The organism is Microcoleus sp. S1D4 (assembly GCF_036700765.1).
In the GTDB taxonomy this organism is placed as follows: Bacteria; Cyanobacteriota; Cyanobacteriia; order Cyanobacteriales; family Microcoleaceae; genus Microcoleus.
Window position 1 is genome coordinate 1 of sequence record NZ_JAUBPP010000036.1, and the last position, 24,700, is coordinate 24,700.

A 24,700-nucleotide genomic window follows, 5' to 3' on the forward strand; every position below is an offset into this window, starting at 1 on the left:
TTTTTGGCTGGCATACACTATAACTAATGATTGCTTATTTTTTTATATTATACAATCTAGCTGCGTCTCAGCTTACTGAGTCACTAATCAGCCAGGTACTCAAGAGCAAAGACTCCAAATTTCGCTCTCACGTCATTCAGACAGCTTACCGATACGGTCTCAATAAAAATGACCCACTTTTTATCGTATTGCTGGCTACAGGTCAACTCGAACTGCTGTTAGAAAAAAAACCACAAGAGATTGACCAGTTTTTCAAGAATTGGCAATCTCAATGGCAAGGTGATTTGAAAGATTCTCAAGCTGTTATTTCTCAAGAACTGGAACAAGTTCGCCAGCTTACTGAAAATTGGGAAAAAGAAAGCAGGGAGTTTTTAGAACGGCAGGGAAAAGCGGCTGTTAAGGTGCAACATCGCCACATTTCTAACTCAGTTTACACCCTAGTGCGACAAGCAGCTTTAGAGAAAGTTGCTCACGATATTTGGTCGGTGATTTTTGGGAGCGGGGTGGTGTTAGGGGCAATGGCGATTGGCGCGTTTATCGGGTTAGCGCTGCCCCGGTTCATTCCAGCGCCTGAACTCGACCCAAAAGGGCCGCGCCAGCTCACTTTAGAACAAGCCGTAGCGCTCGAATGGGGGCTGAGCAAAGAGGGTCAGTTTGCTCGCAAGAACGCGGATACAATTCAGTGGGCAACCAGCAATGAAGGGAAATATGCTCGCCAACTTATGAGCTGGAATCAAGCTTTGTTGAGCGAGAAAGGTGACAAAAAATTGTGTGAAACTGAGATAAATCGATTGGGGGTGACGCTGACAGTAGAGGGTAAACCTGCACAAAAAGGATTTTGTACTTTGTGGATTCGCTCCCCTCAAGAACGAAAGTTTGTTCCTTGAGGGCAAATACTAAAATCGAGAATGGGATGTAAATAAGTTACCTTAACAGGAGAAATCTATGATGGCTAATTTGAACAATCAGCCGTTATCTGACCAAAATCAGAAGCAAGTGCAGTCGCAAATATCGGGTGTTTTAGTTGCACTAAATGACCCATTCGATGAGATGGTTTGGGATTACTGTTTGAGTCAAACATACCCAATATCGGAACAGATTAAGATTGTACTGAGTGCTTTCTGGGGACCGTTTGCTGCCAAAAATGCTAGCAAGTCTCCTGAGCGAGTGCGAGCAATAGCTTGTTATTCACTGCAACAATTAGCAGCTCAACAAAAATTGATTGAATCTGTGTTTGAACTGTCAAGTGAATCAAGTGACATACTCCCACGTCAAGCTGAGTACAGCTATGACGTGGGCATCTTTGCAGCCCGATGAAGGGTGTGCAAAATTTCCTTCGCGGTACTATCATCTATAGTTCCTACTATAGAAAGATTCCCGCTACGGCGTTTTCTCCTTGGGAAAATGCCCAACCCAAGTCTCTTTAAATTAATCGCGGCGTTAACATCGCGATCGACCATTAAAGAATGTTGCTCATCCCAATAGCTTCGCATACCGCAATCGGTGAAAACAATTTCATTCCGATAGCACAGAACCATTGAGGTATAAGCAGGTTTTTGCGGAACGACGACTGATCCAGCTTTTTCGGCTATGTATTCCAGCGTCTTAAAAAACTGACCGAACGCAGCATCCAGCCAAGACTTATTTAGTCCTGATTTAGCTGATTGACCGTTTGGGAGGTAAGTACCCTCATTATCTTGCTTAACTTTATTCCGTTTCGTTAAGCCTTTTAAGTTTAAGTCCTCATGAAAAAAGAATTTAGCTCCAGACCTGACAAGTCTGTGAGCTGTTTTGTAGTGGAAATCTTGGCGACAACGCGCTATTTTTTGGTGCTGTCTCGCTTCTTTTTTGGCTAATTTCCGTCGGGCTTTAGAACCGCGCTTCCGTTTGTTCCGCTTCCTTGATATCTGGTCTAACCTAGCTTGGTTTTTGCGAAGCGGTTTCAACGAAGGTAGCTTTTCCCCTGACGATGTTGCTAAATAGACATCTTCATGTAGCACCGCATCCAACCCAATTGAGTTATCCCAGTTTGGGGTAACTTTATCAGGAATAAACTGGGGTACTGAAGCGTCTTCAAGCATTATCTGGATGAACCAACCGTCAGCCTTTCTAGTTACACTAATTTGCTTAATAATGAATCCATCGGGGACCCTGCGGTGCATCCGAACTTTTATGACACCCAACTTCGGCAATCGGATATAAAACCAATTCTTGCGAACCAGCTTAATCCAGTCGTTATTAGCCGTAGAAAAAGTCATCGTCCGGTAATCCGCTTCAGTCTTGAATCGGGGCTTACCCGATCGCCCGCCTTTACTGTCCCCTACGATAAACCGCTCAAAGGCTTTATCTACTCGCTTAGAAACATCTTGCAGAATAGTTGAATCTACCTGCTTGAAGTCCAATAGCTCGCCACTGTGGAAGACTTTTACTAGGTCTTTTTTGATGACTGGTAATTGTTGTTTTTGGGAATAGTAGTTAGGCTTTTCACGAGGCGTAGAGATGCTAGCAACTAATGGGCAAGCATTTATAGCAGTCCGGTTACTCTCCCACCAATCAAATCGATCGCCTAGCTGCCTGTTGTACCAATAGCGACAAATTCTCAACCAATGATTTAGGCTTAACTTTTGAATGGTGTTGGGATAGAACTGATACTGATATGTTACTTTCATTGCGCTACGACCTTTACGCATTTGCTGAGAATAAAAATACCAGAAAAAACTATATTGTGTCAAGCAGTAATTTAATAATTATGTCAAGTAACGATGTGGGCAAATAAAGATTTGTTCATCTCGTCATCCACACCTTCATTGCTCGCCCGCTATGCTGGCGAGGACATGAAAATGTGGAATCCTCGATTCACGCGCCTCTCATCCCACACTAATCGAAGCGATATAGTGTGTGTTCTCAATCTGTTCTAAATACTGCAATTCGGTGGGAGTAAGAGCCGTTGTTCTTTCTAACAAGTTCAGAATTTCGACTTCAAACGGATCTAGATTTCCTAATTTGTGAAGTCGGTCAGTGCGATCGCAAATTTCTTGAAGTCCGGGTTGATTGTCTAGCGGTACAGCAGTGAGAGCCGAGTGCTTGAAGGTGTATGACTGCATAGTAACGGTGGGGATGTGTCGCATCCACACAGTGGCCGTTTTCTCGCCCACTGACTGAATGCGGCCTAACCTGCCGTTAACATCTTCGCGATCTGGCGCGTACACTTCTACTAACGAACCAATTTTGAGCGTTAGGTGGTGAGCGATGGCAGGTTGCTTTTCAGGTTTCACTTTCCGGCATCGCCCCTGTAAAGTTTTGGCAACTTGAGCCGGACGACTGCGAGCATCATTGGCCAAAGCAAGAACTTCCTTCTTTGTCAGCCCAGCAGAGCGGTTAAGAATCTTCCACTTCACATCTTCTCCTCCAATAGAACTAAGAGCATCCACAGCTCGAGTAAACTTGGCATCCCGGTAAATCGTTCTGGGGGAAGCTTTGAACCGTTCTCCCAACTCTCGTGCTGTTTTGTCTGTCAAGCTGACATTTTGACAGCTTGCTCCTTCTGGCATTGTTTTGTCTATCAAGTGGTCATTTTGACAGCTTGCCTCATCTGGCATTGTTTTGTCTGTCAAGCTGCCATTTTGACAGCTTGCTCTATCTGGCGATATTTTGTCTGTCAAACTGTCAAAATGACAGTTTGCCGAACGCTTGCCCCCGTGAGATTCCTTGGTCAGCTCGTACCAGGTGCCGCGCAGGTAGCTAACGGATTCTGGCGTCAAGCTGCGCCGTCCCAGTTGGTTGGCGATCGTCCAGACCTTGACTGCATTCCGGCCCTCAAAAGACATCTCTACAATTTTGTATGGTATGCCGTGCGCGGTACAGATGGCGAACCTGTTGTGGCCGTCGATGAGAAGCTTTTCCTCGGCCCAGACTACTAACGGGTCGCGGCATCCTTCCTCCAGAATGCTCGCTTGCAGGGCAGCTTTTTCGTCTTTACTCAGGGGAGGAATGAGAGATTGAAATTCGGGGTCGATTCGCAGTTGTTTCGCAGCACAAGAGGTACACCCTCCAATACCCCCCGGCAAAACAATTAACGCTTGCGGCTCCCAATCGTCTGCTTCTGATTGCATTTGACGCATTCCTGGCGAGTTTGTTGAATGCAAGGCTCGCCCGCGCTGACTCCTGTGCTCCGCAAGCGGCGAAGCGCGGGCAGAAATTTCCTTGAACTATTCAACACTAACATAGTTATCGTCGAGAATCCTCCAGAAAATGCGAAAATAGTTAAAAAAAGGAAATGCTATCGACGCTATGTCACCCAGGAAAGGAATTCACCCCCATCCCAACTCACTAGCCAACCTCAACCGCTCTGGGGGACAACCCCGCTATGAAGAACCCAAGAAGCAAAGAAATATTCAGGTAACATCGGTAGGATGGGAAGGAATTCGCGCGCTCGCCATGGAACGCGGATTGAGTCTCAACGAGTTGATAGAACAGATTGGCAGGGGTCTGATTCCCCTTGACACGGGTGAAAAAAGTAACTAATTGCCAGATATGGAAAGGGAGGTTAGATAAAAAAAACTTTCTATCAACTCGTTACTAGAAGTTTTATTGATAGTAATGACGGGTTTTTTATCTGTAAAAACTTATTAAAAATTACGGTTTTGTGCCGTATAAATGTATCAGAAAAAAATATAATGGTTCAATCACCTCCAAAACTTATAACTGTTGATGAATTTATTACTAACTACGGCGACAGCGATTGCTACGAACTGATTGATGGTGAATTAACCGAAATGGAACCAACAGGGCCGCACGAACAAGTATCCGGTTTTCTGGGACGAAAACTGAATGTAGAAATTGACCGCCTGGATCTACCCTACCTTATCCCCCCTCGCTGTCTCATCAAACTATTAGGAACAGCAACAGCCTTTCGCCCCGATGTGCTTGTATTAGACCAAATTCGACTAATTAATGAACCTTTATGGCACCAAGAACCTGTAATTACATCAGGTTCTTCTATTAAACTGATTGCTGAAGTTGTTAGTACCAACTGGCAGAACGATTACGCTCGCAAAGTTGAAGATTACGCCATACTAGGAGTGCCTGAGTATTGGATTGTTGACTATCTGGGCATTGGTGGCAGAGAATATATTGGCAAACCCAAACAACCGACAGTTACTATTTGTACGCTGCGAGAAGACGAGTATCAAAAACAGTTGTTTCAAAATGACGATCGGCTTATTTCCTCAATCTTTCCCGACTTGCAATTAACCGCACAAAAAATCTTCGCTGCCGGCAGATATGCTGCTATGTAGCTTATATCCAGGTAACGTCGGTAGGATGGAGGAAATTCGTGCGGTGTGATCGCCATTGAACTGGGATTGAGTCTCAACGATTTGATAGAACAGATTGGCAGGGGTCTGATTCCCTTTGGCAATGGTGAAAAAAGTAACTAATCGCCAGATATGGAAAGACAGGGTTCACTCAAAAAAACTTTCTATCAACTCGTTACCAGAAGTTTTTTTGAAAAAAAACACTAATTTAGTCGTTGATTCTCCGACCATTTTAACTAGCTTTCAAAATTTGCTCAATTAGGGAGACAACTTGCTGCGGTCGATGCTCAAAATGCTTCTGGATTTGAAATTTTAACGAATCTGCTGGCACATCTTTTTTGTTGAGTTTCAGGCGAATATGCTCACTTCGTGGGAGAGTGGAATTGAGCGCTCGAATAACGGTGCGGCATTGTCGGAGACTCAGGCTATCGACTTGAATGAAGGGTAGATTAAATGTGTCGGTATCGAGTTGAATATTAGAAGCAAATTCGGCTTTAAGTTGTAGCGAAGAGGTGAGGCGCTGTTCTTCTGTGGGTTCTGGAGTTGCTGCCGATTCGGTAACAGCAGGAAAGGAAGCAATTTCATTGAGAAGAGGCACAAAATCTGGGGCAAGTTCTGCTGAGAGTTTTTCAGAAGGATTCATTCGCTTCGATGCTAACAGCGTAGCGATATAGTGAACAATTAAGCCACCGTAACCAAAAATTACCACAGTTTCAATTGTGAGGGTGAGAAAATGCTGAATATGTTCGTACATGATTATAATTTATTTGCAAGTGGAACATCTCTCAAACGCGCTCGCGTTTAATATCAAAACCTTACTAAAGCCTTCTGAGAATGCGAGCGCAAGTATCGCAAACGGAACTGGTGCGGTGGGTGGGCGGGCAAAACAAATCCTGCTTGGAGCAGGATTTTATCCCCTTTATCGGGGGTCGTCATTGATTACTTGACAAAATCATCAATCTCTTCATTATCGTCAGTTGCCTTTTTCTTATGAGAAGCTTTGACTGCCGATTCGATATAACGGAAGTGCAAGTCAATCACTGCTTGCTCAGATGAAAGCCAGTAAACGTTGCTCAAGATTTCTTCAAGAATCTCGTCAGCCGAGTAGCCTTCATATTGCTTGTTAAACCAAGTATTGAACGCTTCCCAGTCAAGAGCTTTACCTTTCTGCAACTGTCGTTGTTTGGCACGTCCCGTTAACTCGCGGGCAACGTGCAAAAACATCTCGAAGCGCTGTTCTTCAAGAGTTTCTGCAAATAGCTTTTGCATCGGAGTTGGAGCGGATTTGCGATTAGCCATGATTAACCCTCAAGCGTGTTTTTTTTCACAACTAAAGCGACGGCAGTCTGCTAATTACAATTAATTCAAAAAATTTAGTGGGTGGGTGAGTGGGTAAAATTAAATTCACAACCAAGGTCAAAGTTTCCTTGATTGTGAATTTGTTGGGTCTGCTTCCCAGAGCGTCCTGATTCGGACGGTGGCGACAATCATTACCCTGAAATGAAGGAGAAGGGGAAGGGGAAGGGGAAGGATAATTTTTTTAGTAATAACGCGATTTTACTAAAGTTTTTCTACCCTTCTCCCAAGTTTTTCTACCCTTTCCGTTCCTTCCCCTTCCCCCTCCCCCTCCCCTTATTAAATGAATCGCGATTCGTGGAAAAGGCCTCGATAGAGGCAAAAAAATGCTCTGCTTTTTCAGCAGAGCTTTCTAATCAAACTTTAGCAATTATTCGTCGTCTTCCTCAAATTCTTCGTCTTCGTCTAAACTAAAATCATCCTCCTCATCGTCATCATCCTCATCCTCATCGCCTTCGGAGTCTTCGTCATCCTCATCAATTTCATCGAGTATGTCATCAATTTCATCATCTTCATCATCGAACTCGTCGTCATCGAGTTCTTCAGTATCTTCTTCTGAGGATTTAGCTAACTCGTTGCGACGCTTTAAGCTTTGAGCATTGAACTCCATTAAATCGGCAATGGCAGCTTGCGGGTTGTCAGCAATTGTATCGTAAAGGTGGCTCATCGCTAAGGCAACAACTTCGACATCATACTTGAGTTCATCGGGCCGGCCAACTAGCTTGGGAAACACAGTATTGTTCCACTCTTGCCAGTCGAACTTTTTACCATTGCCATTACCGTTGCGCTTATTCAACTGAGCTTGAATATCCAATCCCAGTTTTTCGCGAACTGCGTGGCCAACCTTTGTCGAAATACGGCTATCGCGACGCTGAATTGTCACGCCGTACTTCTTATGAATTGTATTGCGAATCTGTTTGACTAGCTCGCCAGCAAGTTGCTCGGAGCTGAGGTTAGGTTGAGGTTTTGATTTGGCTCCATTGTTACTGCCGACTGTTTGACTGTTCTGCTTTTCAGACGGTTTAGATTTAGCAGGCACTGGTGACTGAGAGCGAGTGGGAGTGGCTGCGGTTTGCTTTTTACTTGTGACCATGATTGACAATTTAACTTGCATAACATCAATTAATGAGTGCCGTTAGGCACAATTACCCCCTCCAGTAGAGGGGGAGTATTTCGCTCATTAGCAGGAAGCTAAATTTTAATTATGTTAGTTAAATTTTTATGTTAAATATCCTCTATTTAGATGTATAACCTCATGAAATTTTTCACTGTTTGGTCTAATTTAAGAGCGACTCAAACTCCAATATTTGCCCTCGAATATTACAGTGCAGATCGCCAAAAAATATTGTCATCATTTCATCAGTACGCCAGTGAGTGTTGTTTACCTGTTTATTATTGGAATCCTGGCTATGCAACTCTTCAACAGGTGCGGTGTTTGGATAAAAATCTCCCGAATTTAGGTTGTCATTCAGATATGGCAAGCATTTCCGATATTTCGGAGATGTATAATAGTGAATGCGTCTTATGTAAAACTGAGCTATCTGTCGAGAGTGATGTCCTGCAATTTATGCTGGAAAATGACTGCCCCGGTATCTTTTTGTTAGAGGACATTTTGGAGTCAGACAGTACCGAACAGCCTCTTGTCCGCCGTTATTCTCAATTGGCTAACGCATTCTTTGAGCTGAAAGGGCGTTGGGCCAACCAATATTGGGTACTGCTGGGTGAGTACATCCAACTGCCATCAAAGCTAAGTCCATTAATTCCTCTACTCAAATGTCCGTTACCCGATCGTTTTGAAGTCGAAGTTCTTGTAGATAATTTTTGCGATCGCAATTGTTCCCTTGATTTTGGTTCAGATGCGGTAGCTGCTAAAAAACGACTGGCTGTTTCTAGTCTAGGGCTGCCAACTGCTGAAATTGAATTAGTGTTAGATCGATCGCTCTCTATGACTGCTTCAGTTGTCCAAATCGCACAGTTGGTATTGGAGCATAAAATATCGCAACTTCGAGACCAGGGGTTGGAGTTCATTGCTTCTCCAGACGTGCCTCATGCTGGCGGTTTAGATTTATTAGACGCTTATTTGAGCGAAGTCGTAAAGCTGTCAGAAGCTGATGCCAAGAAATACCACCTCAGACCTCCCAAAGGAATGCTGCTGTGGGGGCCGCCGGGGACGGGCAAAAGTTTGAGTGCGAAGCTAGCTGCTAAGAAGCTAGGTTATGCGCTTTTAGCAGCAAGTTGGGGCAATATTCTAGGTTCCTCTAATCCCGACCGCGCTCTCAACAAAATGCTGGATACAGCCGATAATTTGGGCGGCTGCGTGCTGTTCTTTGACGATTTTGACAAGGGTTTTTCTGGCTGGGAATCAAATGCTGATGGCGGTGTAGCTAGACGGCTGTCGCAGAAATTGCTCACCTGGATGCAGGAACATGAGAGCCCCGTGTTAATGTTAGCTACTGTTAACCGCTTAGAAATGCTGCCGGCTGAACTTATTCGCAGATTTGACGACGGCGGAATCTGGTTTGTGGATTTGCCACACAGCGGCGCTCGCTATGAGATTTTCAATTTGCACTTAGCTAAGTATTTCCCAGAGCAGTTTGGGGAAGGAAAAGAGAATCTTTGGAGCGACAGGCAGTGGTATTCGCTACTATCTGATTATGCGGGAGCAACGAGTGCTGAAATTGCGCTCGCAGTTAAACGCTGTGCTGAACGAGCTTATTGTGAAGGACGACCTGGTAAAATTGAATTGGCCGATCTGCGTTATCAGAGAACTCAGTTTGTGCTGTCGTTTGAGCGTTCTTCTGAAGATATCCAGGGGATTCGGAATAAAGCGTCCTTTGCTCGGCCTGCTTCTGGGGGCGATCAGTCTAAATTTGCGGCGGCAGAGCAAGAATTATTCGAGTATCGGGCACCTGCTTACGAGAAAACTTGAGTGTACGATCAACAGCAATAGCAGGGTTTTATTGGCATCGAAAATCAATTCCAAGATTTCTGCCGCATTAGATGGTGCGGTGCAAACAAGAGAAGTATTGTAAAACTTCATTGAGTTTATAAGCAATAGTCCGGACAGTTTTTATATGACCCAATGGCTTATACCAATTCACTATGAAGATACACTAAATGAGGCTGATGTCTTTCTGGTTGGAACTATATCCTTAGCGTTATATTAAATGCAGCTTCATAGTGAATTGGTATTAGGCTCTAAGACTTTGAGCCACTGTGGATAATTAAATCAATGTCAGCTCCACCCCTGACTTACATTTAATTCGACTTTTTTATGCTCCTTGCCCCGCGTAAGCTTGTAGTATCGTTCCAAAAACTGTCCGGAGTATTGTTTAATACAAAGCCAAATAAACAAGTTCTTTTGTCTGGCAGATCGATTTTTAAGTATTTATACTGTATCGAGCGGTTCGCGCTAGACTATCCCACGGAATTTACTGCCCGCCCGCACCCCATGTGACAGTTGGGGTGCGGAATGTGGGTTTCATCTGGGGTAAATTTGACCAATTCCGGCGCAATATCCCCTAGAGCGCGATCATCGATGCACTGCAAAAATTGGTGCAGCAACTCTTGGGAGAACCAGACGAACAGATGGAAGTGTGGCGATCGCATCTCCACACTCTTCCAGGGCGAAATGTCCAGTATTGAGGAAGGTGTTGAGGCTGATGGCTACCAGATTTTGAACACCATTGGTGTATTGCCAACGAGTTCCTTCCACCAGGGTGAGGAGAAATTTGAGTTTATCTGCACTCTCAGGGGAGCGATCGCGCCAGTATGCTCTGACAGGTTCCCAAAATTGGAGTAATTACCATAGGTTCATCGGAATTGACCTTCACGAGCAAGGTTTAAGCGTCCAATAAACCAGTCTGCGAAATTGTCCTACATTTCACCACTTAATATCTGCCAGTTAAACGCCAATTTAGGAATGCAGTTGCTACTTAAACGTCAACTGCTGAAGTTCCTTTTGATTCCAGTTGCCTAACCTGGCTGCAGCTTCATAGGTGCTTTGTAAGAACTCTAACAACGTCTGATCCGGTGATTCTGCCTCACGGACAGCATCATAGGGCAAAATAAATTCACCCAACTCTTTATTGTAAAATGCAGCATCAGGACGAACCTCAGCCTGCTTAAACCCATCGGGTTCTGGGTACGCATAGGAATAAAACGCTGGGTATGATAATCCGGCTCCGGGCCAAAATCCGGCACTACTGACTTCCTGGGAATAGGCTTCCTGCGCCACTGCATCCGGTAGATTTGGCACCCCTCCCGGATGCTCAGGAGCCGATCGCCCCGAAAAGCGAGTCACTGCTAAATCAAAACTCCCCCAGAAAAAATGAACCGGACTAACCTTGCCGGAAAAATGGGAGCGAAATTCTCGAAAGACGCGATCGGACTGTAGCAGCACTCGCCAGCATCGATTGGCATAATCCGCATCATAAGTAGCATGGGTTTCATCCTGCTCAAATCGAATTGGATTGGGGACTTCATTTGGTTTAGTGTTAATTGTGATGTGAATATCCAATGCTCTGAGCGTTTCCATCACGGTTTGATAAAAATCAGCGACCGAGCGAGGGTAGAGGGCGATCGCCCGTCTTGCCCCTTCGCTGGTTTGAATCAGCAACTCATGATCAATGAAATCAAAGTCGATTTGAAAGATGCGGCTGCCATAGGGAATCGTGGAAGTGGTCAGTCCCCGAACGGTTAGATAGAGGGGAATATGCCAGGAATGATTAATCCACGGAGTTTGGGCAAATCGGATTTTGCCGATGATTTGAGTCCACATGTGCAAGGTGGCATAGGTCTCTTGCCATGCGTCCAGGGGTAAACTCGGCCAAATATCTGTTAGGGCAGGCTGATTTGACATCATGATTTCCTCGCGAGTAGAAAAGGGGCGCGTGATCAATAGTTCTTCTGTTGTTCGTCGGTAAAACCCACATTCCGCAGTTCTGGCTTTGATGACTAAGGATTTTCATACCTTCAGCGTAGGAAAATTATCTGTGCCTACCTTTTCTAATTTTAGTATCATTATTTTGCGATTTTGGCGAAATATAAGAAATTGGAATTCACAGATATTTCCTAATATATTTCTTCGGCAATATCTGAACCCATTCTCCCTAAATCAGACATCACAATTCCGGCAACATGAGTGTTCTGTTGCCAACACTTTGAATTTATTTAACAATATTCTCCGGTTTGTTTTCCGAGTTACCCATCTTCAACTATTAAATAATATTGACCGCAAACCTTTCCTAAATAATTTAATATCTCCCGACGTTCCTTTGTTAAGTTGCTTATTTGTTCGGCTCCATTTAGGTTGACTAAATGTACGGCTTTAAACATCTGAAATACCCACCGCATTGTCGGTTTATTTGTCAATTTCTTGACCTGGTTTCTGATGCTGGCATTGGCTGATTCTAATTCTTGTCTCAACTTTCTTTGGGCGATATTATATACTAATAAACATACTCCCATTATCATGGCAATTGCTTCTACTCTCTCGGGTTTTTTCACGAAGACGCTTGATGTGAAAAATAATGGGTCTTTTAAAAATCTAAATCCTCTTTCGTTACTTTGTTGCTCTTTGTATTCTTCTAATATTTGCTGGTTGGTTATTTCGTTTTTATCTAAGATGTTTGTTGCCAGTATAAATCTCCCTGCTTTGATTTTTTCGGCGGATATTATTTCGGGTCTGGTTTCTATTTTACCGATTATTTGATAGGCTATTGTGTCTATATTACTAGCTTTTTTGGTGGGTGCTTTTGGTTTTTTATGGCTTTTTTTTTGACATTTAATTTCGGTAATCTGGTGATATTTCCATGTGTCTGATAGATTTTTTATTGCGGTTTCTGCGTCGGCAACACAGGCGAATTTTTGCCGGGAAAGCTTGCGTAGGGCGGCTTGGGCGCTTGATTGTTGTTTGTTTACTTGTTTGTCTATTTGTTTGATGCTTGCTTGTTTCCTGAGTTCACTTTCTATGACTAACCATCTTTGTTTGATGTTTCCATATTCGCTACCTCTTTCGGCTATCTTATATCCTTTTTTTGAGCTTGATTGCCATTCGCTTTCTTGGATGTCTACGATTTGCTCTTGGGCTGATTTTATGCTTAATGGGACTCTTGTTATCCATTTGATTCCTGTCATTGCTGATAGGTTTTCCCTGGTGTATAAGGCGCTGTCTGCTACGCAGATTCCTTCAAATGTCCACTGTTTTTTGAATTCTTTTAGTCTTGATACGAATACGCTTTTATCGTCGATGTTTCCTGAATCTATTTTTAGATATAGTGGTATGTCTCCGTCTCCTGTTACAATCATGTCTATGATAAATTGTTTCAGGTCGGGTCGATGGTCTCTCGAGTATCCGTGAACTATTTCTATTGGTTTCATTTCTGATGTTTCTGATCCGGGTTCTTTTTCTGTTTGGTCGCTGTTTTCAACTTGGGTTTTATATTCTCCTTGTACATACATTGAACTTCCATCTAAATGGATGCTGTTCATTTTTACTGGGAATTTATGGGCGGCTTTTATGGCGATTGTTGTGAAGAGTTTTGTGGTTCCTACTTGGTAATATTTGTCGAGTGCTCTTCCTAGTCTATCGTCGTTTAGATGTTCCGGTAGTATTTCCTTTCCTATTAGATTAGATGTGATGTTGCTTTGCCTACGAAAAATTCCTCGAATATGTATAATGGGGCGCTTAAAAATCCTAGTCCATTCAAAATCATTGCTTTCATGACTTGTCCTGGGCTGAGCATTTCTTGGGTTGTTATTCCTACTATTTTATTGACTTCTTCTACTAATTCCATCTCGTCTATTATGCCTGCTACTATTCCTAGATGGTCTAAATTTAGGACTTTTATGGCTTCTTGATGCTCATTCATGGTTTTTTCCTCTTGGCTCCTCATTCGTTCATTGTATCTCAAAAAAGCCTGAAGAGATTACTGGATAATCACTTCAGGCTTGAATTTTTCAATTTTATAACCATCAATTCTATTTAAAGACCTGCGGAATGTGGGGTAAAACACCACAGCCATTGTTCTCCCAATTCGGCTGAACTAATCACCGCATGTCCACTTTCTTCGTAATGGCGGCGAGCGTGTTGATTTTTAGACGAGTCGCAGCACAGCATTTTGCCGCAGGTTTGACAAATTCTCAAGTGAACCCAGGGATCGCCAACTCGCATGCATTCCTCACAGCGGAATACCGGGTAATTGGCTTTTGAAATCATATTCTCCAGCGTCAGTTCGTTCAGGTGTTGACAAGACATGGAAGATTCCTGTGAATGTGCAAGATATGTACTTGCTCAAATGGGATACAGCCATTTGCGAAAGAGTTGAGTGAGGCGCGGCATAATCACGTAGGTCAGCAGGGCAACCGTTAGACCTGTAACCAACAAGGTTCTGAGCAATACCGGAAGCCCAACCAGGAGCGGTACTAGCAAACGGTTGAGAATAGATATCGTAAAAAATACTCCCAGCCATGTCACGATCGCCATTTTGTAGCGCGGAGGTGGAGCCTTCATGGGTTTGTTAGGAAGCGTAAACCAGGTTTCCAGACCCGTTAGAGTTTGAATGGTTTCAGGCTTTTCAATCAAGGGCTGCAACCGCTCCAGCCATTCCTGCCGCACACTGGATTCCAGCCAGGTTTTGAGGTTGTCGTAATGATCAAATCTGAGAATTGCCACATATTCAGGATGAGTGTGGTCACAGGGTCGGATCACGCTGACTCCTAAGTGTCCCTTAAATTGGTGAGCAGCCGTCGCAATTCCGTGCAACCATTCCTCATAACCTTGTTCACGTCCTGGTCTCACGATATGAGAAATCACGGCGGTGACTAGATAGTTTTCTTGACTGGTATTGCTCGCCAATGGTTCTTCCAACATAGAATTTAACAGTCCGGGAAATTGGATGGTTAAAACAGAAAAACAGCTCTTACCGTGCCTGTATAGACTCTAAAACTGAAACGTCGTCCGAATAATGCCAACAAAAATCGTGTCATTATTGCTGTTGTGTTCAGGGTTGGTAATGACGATTACACCAGGAGTGATTGAGAGATGGTCGTTCATTTGAAACCGGTAGAAAGTTTCAAAGTGCAATGAGGTGCTACGATCGCTTACTCCAAACTGATTGCTGATCACTCTAGGCGGTTGTCCAAAAACAAAGCCTAATAAGTTTCCTTCCTTACCCAAATCTGGAAATCCAAAATTAACTGCGTAGTAAAAAATCTCAGCAGTAGGAGCATTGGAGAGGTCTTGCGCCGATGCCCGGAGATATCCTATCCATCCTCCCAATCTGAAAGCAGGGTTAACAAGCCAGGAAGCCGTAAGACTATAGCTATCCCCAACAATGCTGGTACTGTTTCCATTAAAGGGATCATTGGTAATGGCACTACTGGTACCAATATCAATTGAATTCAAAGAACGAGCATAGGTTAAGCCCAAACTTAAGGATTCTGTGGGTTTGAGTGTCAGTTGTGCTAAGGCAGAGTAAGAACCATCAAATAATCCAGATCCCGCAGTCGGGTTGTTGGCGTTACTAGCAAGATAAACCAGTGTCAAATTGATGGCTGAGTTAAAGTTATGGTTGATACCAAAACCTGTCCCACCTGTTTCTTCACGATAGATAGGGCTACGCACCCCAAATGCGGAAATCGAACCTCTGCCATCACTTCCCAATAGAGGGTTAATCGTATCAACCACATCAAACAAAGTGCCCTGGGCGATCGCAGTCACCCTAGTATCTGACCCGATGGGAAATTGATAATAAAGTTGATTGAGAATGAACTGATTGTCTGTATTACCATCAAAACTTAGGCGAGCCATATTGGTTCCTGTGGCTGCTCTAAAGTTTGGAATATTACCAGCCTGAAATCGAATTCTCAGTAAATCTTGCCCCGTAAAACTGGTGTCCGAGATCAACCGCGCACGACCGCTAAAGATGATAGTGTCACCGATCTCACCCCTAGAACCAGGTGTTTCTCCTGGTGGTACAGCTCTATCACTGCCAAATGCACCGCTCACAGCAAAAACGACCTCTCCAGTCAATTTTGTTGTAGGGGAGAATTGCTGAGACTCTAATCGAGTTGTGCGGGTTTCTAAGGAATCTACCTGTCTACGCAATGTTGAGAGTTCTGATGCAAATTCCGCTTGAAGTCTTTGTAGTGTTTGTAGATTTTCTCTTTCCGCCAGATCTACTGTTGCACTGGCTAGTAGCTGATCTAGCCGATCTAGACAAGCATTTAGCCCAGCAGCAAACTCATAACGAGTAATGGCTCGATTGCCCTGAAATAGTTGATTTGGATAACCAACCATACAGTCGTAGCGATCGACTAAGGCTTGTAATGCTGCAAATGCCCAATCGGTCGGTTGCACATCAGCCAGTTGATTCACAGAGGGGACTTGACCTTGCAAGGTATCCTGGGCAATGGCAGACTCAACCAGGGATGGGTGAATCTCGGTCGGTTGCACATCAGCCAGTTGATTCACAGAGGGGACTTGATCTTGCAAGGTATCCTGGGCAATGGCAGACTCAACCAGGGATGGGTAAATCAGAGAGCCTCCAAAGATCAGACACGATGAGAGAATCGACTGATAGAGAAGTTTCATTGAGAATCAATCCCCTCGAAACACCGGATTACTTGGTAATTTTGGCAGCAACCACCTTGGCTAGGATCGATCAATGGCAATCGATCCTAGCCATTCACGAAATCATCAAGTGTCGTTGCAATATTGCAAATGAAGTTGATCACTTGGCAATGACAACACCCACTCAGTTACACAGGAGTCATCAGGCGCTCACGACTGGCAGAGCCAGCACTTGATGTTGCCACATAGCTAGTCATCAGGTTTTTGTAGTCAGGAATAAACCCTGCAAGGAGATTACCTAGCCCTTCAATATCGTTACGCCAGTCACGGTGCAATTCACCTACAACACTAAACCAATTGACCAACTGAACTCCAGCACGAGACATCCGATCCCACGCTGCATCGCGACAGGCTTCATCGAAGGTGCCAGAGGCATCAGTAACCACAAAAACGTCATACCCTGCCTCTAATGCCGAAAGCGCACAAAACGTAACACAGACATCAGTGACAATGCCAGCAATGATCAATTGCTTCTTACCGGTTGCTTCTACGGCTTTAACGAATTCCTCATTGTCCCAAGCGTTAATCTGTCCGGGGCGCGGAATAAAAGGAGCATCGGGAAACTTCTCCTTCAGTTCAGGCATAATGACTCCATTGGGACCATCCTCAAAGCTAGTGGTCAAAACAGTAGGGAGGTTGAAAAACTTGGCTATACTTGCTAGCGCCAACACATTATTTTTGAAGTCGGCAGCACCAATATCACGCACAAGCGAGAACAGTCCAGTTTGGTGATCCACCAGTAAAACAGCAGCATTATTCTTGTCTAGACGATTGTACTTGAATGTAGACATTAGGTAATTCTCCTATTGGAGCGATTGGTGAATGAGGAATTGCAGAATGAAATCAAAAGCTAAACATCTCTGCTTGTGCTTTTAAGTGAAACGTCTGTTTACCCTCAAGGGTTGATGACGTAAGCGATCGCGCCATGAACTGAGTCTGCAAGACAACGCCAAATTTCATCACTTAAGCTCCGCAAGTTAAGCACAGAGTTAAGATTTTCGCGTCGCGTGCCCAAAGGGCATTCGCTTCACTGTGCGATTGCTCCTAATGCTTTCAACGTCGCTGCTTGAGCGTGCGTTAATCCAGTTGCACCTTGAATATTTATGCCTTCAAGCATGGAACCGTGCAATTTACTTGCTCGATCCATTTCCATGACTGTTTGCATAAATTCAATATAGGTGGTCGCCTTCAAGCTGTCGCCTATAGCAAGTTAAATTTTTTACAGTACAAATTGATAGATTAACCATGCCATCGCGGAGTAGAAGGCTAGCTCTAACTTAAGTTAGAATCCGAATTTGATCGAAAGTACATTCATACAACTGATCGACCATCAATGTCTGAATGCAAAATCCGGTAGCGATGTCCCACACCTTTGATGCGGGCGATGACCTGTTTGCCCCCCGGATGAAGCGGTTGTCACTACGAGCTATTGCCGTGAACCGACGACGACAGACCCTGGCTGCCTCAACGCTTCAGCAATACGGCTCTCGATTCCGAGGTAGCCTGTGGAAGATATTGAATGTATCTCTGCCTTCCAGGCTATTTCCCATGCCCTTGCCTCACACCAGTCTGATTGGCTACTGAGTTGAGCAATTACAAGTCAAGATATAAAGATCCACACAAGGAGCTTTATATTCTGGAGTTTGGCAAGCGATATACTTTGGGAAACGGATGACAGTCTTTCGCCGGGGGGCGTTCAATGATTACCCTGCCTGGAGTTACTATTCACAGCAAAATCTATGAGAGCTTAGCTTCTTTGGTGTATCGGGGTATCAGAGAGCAAGATAACTGTGCAGTGATTGCCAAAGTTCTCAAGCAGGATTATCCCTCTCCTCAGGATTTAACTCGCTATCGGCAAGAGTATGAAATTACTCGCTTTCTCAACATTGAAGGCGTAGTCAAGGCATACAGCCAGCAAGACTACCAGCGCACGCTGGTTATTCTTTTGGAAGACCTTGGTGGAGAGTCTTTAGAATGCTGGATGCGGCAACAATTAGACTTCTGTCCCATGCCGCTGTCGGTTTTTTTGAATATGGCGATCGCCATTACTGATACTCTAGGCAAAATCCATGCGGCCCATGTCATCCATAAAGATATTAATCCTGGCAACATTGTCTTTAATCCGAGGACTGGCGTTGTCAAAATCATTGATTTTGGCATTGCCACTCGCTTCAGTCGCACCAATCCGACATTCAAAAGTCTCCATCTTCTAGAAGGAACCCCCGCCTATTTGTCGCCAGAGCAAACCGGACGAATGAACCGTATGCTCGACTATCGCACCGACTTTTATTCACTGGGTGCAACCTTCTACGAACTGTTGACGGGACAATTACCGTTTCCCACTAAAGATTTCCTAGAGCTAGTCCACTGCCACATTGCCAGACCGCCGGCTCCCCCGCATGAATTAAACTCAACGATTCCCCAACCTGTTTCAGATCTGATTTTGAAACTGATGGCAAAGAATGCGGAGGATCGCTATCAAAGTGCCTGGGGCATCAAAGCAGATTTAGAACGCTGTGCCCAGCAACTGGCAGAAGTGGGTTTAATTGAACCTATGCCATTGGGACTGCAAGATGTTTCCGAGCAGTTCCGCATTCCTCAAAAACTATATGGGCGAGAAGCGAAGATTGCAGCATTATTGGCGGCTTTCGACAGAGTGGCAGGGAATGAGGGAATAGGGGAATGGGGAAGTGGGGGAGCAGAAAAAGACATTACCCTACTACCGCATCGTGAAATGATGCTGGTCTCCGGTTATGCTGGCATCGGCAAAACGGCATTGGTGCAGGAACTCCATAAACCGATCACAGCAAACCAAGGCTATTTTATCTCTGGCAAATTTGACCAATTTGGGCGCAACATTCCCTACAGCGCCATTGTGAATGCCCTGCAAAAGTTAGTGCAGCAACTCTTGAGCGAACCGGATGAGCAGGTGGAAGTGTGGCGATCGCGCCTGCTCACTGCTCTGGGCAGCAACGGACAAATCATCATTGATGTCATCCCCGAAGTTGAGTTAATCATTGGCAAGCAGTCGCCTATACCCGAAGTTGGAGCAACTGAGGCACAGAATCGCTTCAATCTCACGTTTCAAAGATTTGTGCGGGCGTTTTGTGCAAAAGAGCATCCCCTAGTCATTTTCTTAGACGATCTACAGTGGATCGATTCTGCGACTTTGAAGTTAATCGAACTCATCTTACTTGATGAGCAAATCCAGTATCTGTTTTTGATCGGAGCCTACCGAGATAACGAACTGACTCCAACGCATCCGTTGGTCTTAACGCTAGAGAGCATGCGAAACCAGGGAGCAGTACTTCAGGAAATCATCCTGACCCCTTTAACCCTGGAACCGTTGAGTCAACTGATAGCTGAGACATTACATCACAATCCTGATATCGTTCGCGCCCTAGCCCAAGCTGTGTCACGTAAAACCGAGGGCAACCCTTTCTTTGTCGGTGAATTTTTGAAAATGCTGTATGGCGAACATCTGTTGACTTTCGATGCACAAAAGTTGAGCTGGCAGTGGGACCTAGCTGAGATTGAAGCTCAAGATATCACTGATAATGTGGTGGAGTTGCTGCTGCGTCAGTTGCAGAAATTGCCGGAAGCAACACAGCAAGTTCTCTCCATAGCTGCCTGTGTTGGGTCTGAGTTTGATTTAGAAACGTTGGCGATCGTTTGCGAAAAATCACCGAAAGCAATTTTCCAGGATCTACTAGCAGCAATACAAGCGGGATTAATTCAACCTCTATCTGAATTGGACGAAGATTTGTTAGTTCAAGAGTATAAGTTTTCGCACGATCGCGTTCAGCAAGCGGCTTATGCTTTGATTGATGAATCGCAGAAACAGGTTGTTCATCTCCAAATCGGTCGCAATTTGCTCGAAAAAACTTCACCAGAGCAACGATCCGATCGGTTGTTTGAAATCATCGATCATCTCAATCAAGGACTTGAGCTAGTCACTGCTCAATCAGAACGAACTGAAATTGCCAGATTTAATTTAATGGCAGGTCAGAAAGCAAAGGCATCAACGGCTTATGAAGCAGCTTTTAAGTATTTCACTACAGGGTTTCACCTCCTCAATTCAGAGAGTTGGCAGAGTGAGTATGACCTTACCTTAGCGCTGTACTCAGAAGCAGCAGAAGCGGCGTATCTCCAGGGTCACTTTGATGAGATGGAACAGTTGGTAGAAGTGGTACTTGATCGTGGCAAAACAGTGGTTGACAAAGTGCAGGCTTACGATAGCAGAATTCAAGGATATTTGTCACAGGGCAACCTGAAAGAAGTACTAAAAACTGGATTGGAAGCGTTAAAGCTCTTGGGAATAGATTTAATAGAAAATCCAAGTCAGGCAGATATTCAAAGGGAATTGGAGTCAACGGCTGCACTACTTGCTGAACGAGAAATCGAAGACTTGATCAATTTACCAGAGATGACTGCACCAGAACCACTGGCAGCTATGTCAATCCTAGCGAATATGGGGTCTGCTGTATTTATAACGTTACCAGCACTGTGGATACTGATTGTATGTAAGAGGGTAAATCTGTCAGTTAACTACGGTAGTAATACCTGGTCACCACATAGTTATGTTGCTTACGGATCTGTTCTATGTGGAGTTGTTCAAGACATTGAACTCGGTTATAAATTTGGACAACTGGCTCTCAGCCTGGCAGAACGATTGCATAGCAAAAAAGGAAACTCGAAAACATTAATGTTTTCGAGTTTCCATATCCTGCACTGGAAGGTGCATCTTAGGATATCAATAACATTTCTGGTTGATGCTTATCAAAATGCGGTGGAAACCGGAGACTTTGAATCTGCTGGTTATACTGCATATTTCGTGTGCCATAACTCATTTTTTGCTGGAGAGAAACTTACCCAACTAGAACAAAAAACAGCAACTTACAGCAAAGCGATCAACCAAATCAGACGGGAAAGCCCCTCGAATTGGCTTGCAATATTGTGGCAGACCATTCTTAATTTGCTAAATAGGTCTGAGAATCCCAGCCGCTTAGTTGGTCGGGTGTGTAATGAAGAGCAGGCGTTACCACACGCTATTGCAGTTAAAGATGGAAGTGCAATTAAAATACTCCATTTATACAAAGTTATATTATGTTATCTATTTGGAGAATATCATCAAGCAGTACAAATTGCTATTTTAGCAAGGCAACATTTTGAAGAGGTGACAGCAATAACGATTTTACCTGTATTCTGCTTCTATCATTCTCTGGCGCTTTTGAGCCTATCGCTCGATGCTACAAACTCTGAAAAGTCAGCTTGGCTAAACTCTGTTAATACTAACCAAGAAAAGATGCAGAAATGGGCAGAACATGCCCCAATAAATTATCTACATAAATTTTATCTAGTCGAGGCAGAGAAAGCGCGAGTCTTAGGCCAATTTCTTGAGGCTGAAGAGTTTTATGAACGGGCGATCGCAGGTGCTGCTGAAAATGAGTATATCCAGGAAGAAGCACTCGCGTATGAATTAGCGGCTAAACATTATCTGGCGCGAGGTCGGTCAAAAATTGCTCAAACCTATATGAAAGAGGCGCACTATTGTTACGATCGCTGGGGCGCGATCGCTAAAGTTAAAAACTTAGAAAAACGCTATCCACAGTTCTTTCCTAAATCGTCTAGAGCCGCTTCCACATCAATTCCTATTACTGCTGAAACTATCTCTAATCCCTTCCATACCGCTTTCGATTTAGCAGCAGTGATGAAAGCTTCACAGGCGATTTCTCGTGAAATTGAACTGAAGCAATTGCTGCGATTACTGATGCAAACTTTAATTGAGAATGCTGGCGCACAAACCGGATATCTGATTTTAGAAAACTCAGGAAAATGGTTAATCGAAGCGGCTTGTGAACTCAATGCCGATGAAAATGCTTGTGCGACTCAGGTGTTACAGTCTATTCCAATTGCCGAACAATTGCCAGAATCAATCATTCAATATGTGATTCGGACTCTGAAGCCTGTCACCTTAAATGATGCGACTCGTGAAGGTGCTTTTATTAATGAGCCATATATTCAACAGAACCAGCCTCAATCTGTTTTCTGTTTACCGCTGCTAAATCAAGCCAAGCTGGTCGGTGTATTGTATTTAGAAAATCAGTTAGCAACTGGAGTATTTACACCAGAGCGATCGCAGGTCTTGCAGCTATTATCGACTCAAGCAGCGATCGCCATCGAAAATGCCAACCTTTACTCAGAACTGCAGGCTAAGGAAAGCAAGATCACCCAGTTCCTCGAAGCGATTCCGGTGGGAATTGCGATCGTGGATGCGACGGGTTGCCCTTACTATGCCAACCAATGTGGCAATCAACTCATGGGCAAAGAAACTGATACTTCCATAGCACCGGAGCAGCTCTCAGAGGCTTATCAGCTTTATGTAGCGGGAACGGATCAAATCTATCCAGCGGAGAGCTTGCCTATTGTGCGGGCATTAAGGGGCGAACGCATTAGGACTGAAGATATAGAAATTCGTCGAGATCATGTCACAATTCTAATTGAGGCACGGGGAACACCAGTTTTTGATCGACAAGGCAATATCACTTATGCGATCGCTACCTTTCAGGACATTACAGAGCGCAAACAAGCCGAGAAACTCCTAGCCGACTACAACTGCACTTTAGAGCAACAGGTCGCAGAACGAACTTTTGCGTTACGACAAAGTGAGGCCAATTACCGCAACCTGCTACAAACCGCGAATTCAGTCATCATTCGCTATGACACGCAAGGACGGATTCGATACATCAACGATTATGGGGTGAAACTCCTGGGCTATGAAGAACATGAGATTTTAGGGCGAACCTTATTTGAAACAATCATTCCAGACATCGAAACCTCTGGACGTGATGTCAAACCATTTGTTCACGATTTACTTCGTAATCCTCAATTGTACCCGCAAGGTGAGAGTGAAAACCTGTGTCGAGACGATCGGCGAGTTTGGATGGCCTGGTCGAATCAAGCCATCTTCAATGATCAGGGAGATGTCGTTGAAATCTTATCGGTGGGCAACGACACCACCCAGCGTAGGCAAGCAGAAGAGGCATTACAACGCAGTGAGGCCAAGTTCCGCAATATCTTTGAAAACTCGCAGGTTGGCATCTACCGAGTCCGCTTCTCGGATGGATTACTTCTCGATGCCAATCAACGCCATGCCAATCTGTTTGGCTTTGATTCACCAGAGGAGATCATTGGGCTTGAACACGTCATAGGCTATTATGCAGATCCCAGCGATCACCAACACCTCATTGAGTTGCTGAAGCGGGATCGAGAAGTGCGAAGCTTTGAAGTCCAGATGCGAAAACGAGATGGGACATTGTTTTGGGGGCTTTTCTCTCTTTATCTGAATGCAGACGATGACTACATCGAAGGGGTGATTGCGGATATTAGTGATCGCAAGCAAGCAGAAGCCGCTCTACAAGCTTCAGAGAAAGAGCTGCAAACTTTAATTACGGCAATTCCCGACCCGTTGTATGTACTAACTGCTGAAGGGCAAGTACTCGATGCAGTCGAGAGAGATCCCAATCAGTCATGTAGACCAATCGAGGAGCAGATTGGTAAAACACTGCATCAACTCCTTACCAAGGAACAAGCCGATGAATTCCTGAGTTGCATTCAGCAGGTACTGAGAACCCAACAAGTCCTCACCGTTGAATACAGCCACTGGATAGCTGGACGAGAAATGTGGTTTTCGGTTCGCATTGCCCCGATTCGGCACGAGCAGGTGATTTGGTTAGTGCGAGATATTACGCCGCAAAAGCAAGCAGAAGCAGCCTCGATTTTAGAAGAGCGTAACCGCATGGCACGCGAAATTCACGATACACTCGCCCAAGCATTTACAGGTATTCTCGCTCAGGTAGGAGCCGCAAACCAGGTGCTAACAGATGATTTAGAAGCAGCTCAAGCACACCTAGACCTGATCAAAGAATTGGCGCGAACTGGACTGGCTGAAGCACGGCGATCGGTCGTCGCGCTCCGTCCTCAGCTTTTGGAGGAGGGCAATTTACAGAGCGCTCTACATCGTCTCATCGCTCAAATCAGAACTGCCGCAATGGATACCACTTTATATTATGAGATTGAAGGTACAGTGTATTCTCTACCGACTGAAGTCGAGAGTAACCTACTGCGAATGGGGCAGGAAGCATTGACCAATGCGATTAGATACGCCAATGCTGACGAAATTCGAGTCCAGCTAGTATACGATCGCGATCAGTTTTGCTTGCGCGTGAAAGACAATGGACAGGGCTTTGGAGTTGGAAGTATTCCATCCTCTGAGGGATTTGGCTTACTCGGCATGAGCGAACGGGCAGAGCGTATCGGCGCACAACTCACGATTAGGAGTCAACCTGGACAAGGAACAGAGATTATTGTCACCATCAATCGGGAGTAACATCAC

The 24,700-nt window shown here is 44.6% G+C and carries 19 protein-coding genes and 1 pseudogene; 7 read left to right on the forward strand and 13 right to left on the reverse strand.

The annotated features are described in order from the left end of the window. Positions 1-26 precede the first annotated feature (26 nt). Both QT998_RS25455 and QT998_RS25460 read left to right on the forward strand, forming a co-directional pair. On the forward strand, positions 27-887 hold the full coding sequence (locus tag QT998_RS25455) for a DUF6753 family protein (protein WP_333118520.1): 861 nt from the start codon (positions 27-29) through the stop codon (positions 885-887). Between the two features lie 58 nt (positions 888-945). Beyond that, positions 946-1,317 carry a hypothetical protein gene (locus tag QT998_RS25460; RefSeq protein WP_333118519.1) on the forward strand — a complete coding sequence of 124 codons (372 nt, stop codon included), beginning with the start codon at positions 946-948 and terminating at the stop codon, positions 1,315-1,317. On the opposite strand, the gene QT998_RS25465 is transcribed toward QT998_RS25460, so the two are convergent. Next, on the reverse strand, positions 1,287-2,669 hold the full coding sequence (locus tag QT998_RS25465; protein WP_333118518.1) for an RNA-guided endonuclease InsQ/TnpB family protein: 1,383 nt from the start codon (positions 2,667-2,669) through the stop codon (positions 1,287-1,289). The two genes, QT998_RS25460 and QT998_RS25465, sit on opposite strands and share 31 nt — an antisense overlap. A 198-nt stretch (positions 2,670-2,867) precedes the next feature. Next, complete coding sequence (locus tag QT998_RS25470; RefSeq protein WP_333118516.1) at positions 2,868-4,112, reverse strand: hypothetical protein; 1,245 nt, start codon at positions 4,110-4,112, stop codon at positions 2,868-2,870. A gap of 178 nt (positions 4,113-4,290) precedes the next feature. On the opposite strand from QT998_RS25470, the gene QT998_RS25475 reads away from it, so the two are divergent. After that, complete coding sequence (locus QT998_RS25475) at positions 4,291-4,524, forward strand: hypothetical protein (protein ID WP_333118513.1); 234 nt, start codon at positions 4,291-4,293, stop codon at positions 4,522-4,524. A gap of 152 nt (positions 4,525-4,676) precedes the next feature. Continuing rightward, complete coding sequence (locus QT998_RS25480; protein ID WP_333118511.1) at positions 4,677-5,297, forward strand: Uma2 family endonuclease; 621 nt, start codon at positions 4,677-4,679, stop codon at positions 5,295-5,297. 250 nt (positions 5,298-5,547) lie between these two features. On the opposite strand, the gene QT998_RS25485 is transcribed toward QT998_RS25480, so the two are convergent. The 3 genes from QT998_RS25485 to QT998_RS25495 form a co-directional block, all read right to left on the reverse strand. Then, positions 5,548-6,069 (reverse strand): hypothetical protein, encoded by a 522-nt coding sequence (locus tag QT998_RS25485; protein ID WP_333118509.1) that lies wholly within the window; start codon positions 6,067-6,069, stop codon positions 5,548-5,550. Positions 6,070-6,254: 185 nt separating this feature from the next. Then, complete coding sequence (locus tag QT998_RS25490; protein ID WP_333118507.1) at positions 6,255-6,614, reverse strand: hypothetical protein; 360 nt, start codon at positions 6,612-6,614, stop codon at positions 6,255-6,257. A 427-nt stretch (positions 6,615-7,041) separates the two neighbouring features. Then, on the reverse strand, positions 7,042-7,764 hold the full coding sequence (locus QT998_RS25495) for a hypothetical protein (protein WP_333118505.1): 723 nt from the start codon (positions 7,762-7,764) through the stop codon (positions 7,042-7,044). 162 nt (positions 7,765-7,926) lie between these two features. Here QT998_RS25495 and QT998_RS25500 point away from each other — a divergent pair, with 162 nt between their 5' ends. Further along, entirely contained in the window at positions 7,927-9,600 is a 1,674-nt protein-coding gene (locus tag QT998_RS25500; RefSeq protein ID WP_333118503.1) for an ATP-binding protein, read from the forward strand. A 488-nt stretch (positions 9,601-10,088) separates the two neighbouring features. Here the strand turns inward: QT998_RS25500 and QT998_RS25505 are convergent, their stop codons facing one another. Next, on the reverse strand, positions 10,089-10,280 hold the full coding sequence (locus QT998_RS25505) for a hypothetical protein (RefSeq protein ID WP_333118501.1): 192 nt from the start codon (positions 10,278-10,280) through the stop codon (positions 10,089-10,091). Positions 10,281-10,302: 22 nt separating this feature from the next. Between QT998_RS25505 and QT998_RS25510 the strand changes: the two genes are divergently transcribed. Next, on the forward strand, positions 10,303-10,473 hold the full coding sequence (locus QT998_RS25510) for a hypothetical protein (RefSeq protein WP_333118498.1): 171 nt from the start codon (positions 10,303-10,305) through the stop codon (positions 10,471-10,473). Positions 10,474-10,602: 129 nt separating this feature from the next. Here the strand turns inward: QT998_RS25510 and QT998_RS25515 are convergent, their stop codons facing one another. The 7 genes and pseudogenes from QT998_RS25515 to QT998_RS25545 form a co-directional block, all read right to left on the reverse strand. Next, positions 10,603-11,532: a DUF5996 family protein gene (locus tag QT998_RS25515; protein ID WP_333118496.1), complete on the reverse strand. Its 930-nt coding sequence runs from the start codon at positions 11,530-11,532 to the stop codon at positions 10,603-10,605. Between the two features lie 341 nt (positions 11,533-11,873). Beyond that, positions 11,874-13,543, reverse strand: a pseudogene (locus QT998_RS25520) (IS1634 family transposase). A gap of 113 nt (positions 13,544-13,656) precedes the next feature. After that, on the reverse strand, positions 13,657-13,929 hold the full coding sequence (locus QT998_RS25525) for a UBP-type zinc finger domain-containing protein (RefSeq protein WP_333118493.1): 273 nt from the start codon (positions 13,927-13,929) through the stop codon (positions 13,657-13,659). A gap of 36 nt (positions 13,930-13,965) precedes the next feature. After that, the gene (locus tag QT998_RS25530) at positions 13,966-14,544 is read right to left on the reverse strand and encodes an antibiotic biosynthesis monooxygenase (protein ID WP_333099894.1); all 579 of its coding nucleotides are present in this window, start codon (positions 14,542-14,544) and stop codon (positions 13,966-13,968) included. A gap of 69 nt (positions 14,545-14,613) precedes the next feature. Beyond that, positions 14,614-16,266, reverse strand: a complete 1,653-nt coding sequence (locus QT998_RS25535; protein WP_333118491.1) for an iron uptake porin — start codon at positions 16,264-16,266, stop codon at positions 14,614-14,616. A gap of 167 nt (positions 16,267-16,433) precedes the next feature. Next, positions 16,434-17,096, reverse strand: coding sequence for an isochorismate family cysteine hydrolase YcaC (ycaC, locus tag QT998_RS25540; protein ID WP_333093232.1), 663 nt, complete (start codon positions 17,094-17,096; stop codon positions 16,434-16,436). Between the two features lie 236 nt (positions 17,097-17,332). Beyond that, a complete protein-coding gene (locus QT998_RS25545; RefSeq protein WP_333093233.1) occupies positions 17,333-17,470 on the reverse strand; it encodes a hypothetical protein in 138 nt (45 codons plus the stop codon). A gap of 534 nt (positions 17,471-18,004) precedes the next feature. On the opposite strand from QT998_RS25545, the gene QT998_RS25550 reads away from it, so the two are divergent. Beyond that, entirely contained in the window at positions 18,005-24,694 is a 6,690-nt protein-coding gene (locus tag QT998_RS25550; protein WP_333118488.1) for a PAS domain S-box protein, read from the forward strand. Positions 24,695-24,700: the final 6 nt, after the last annotated feature.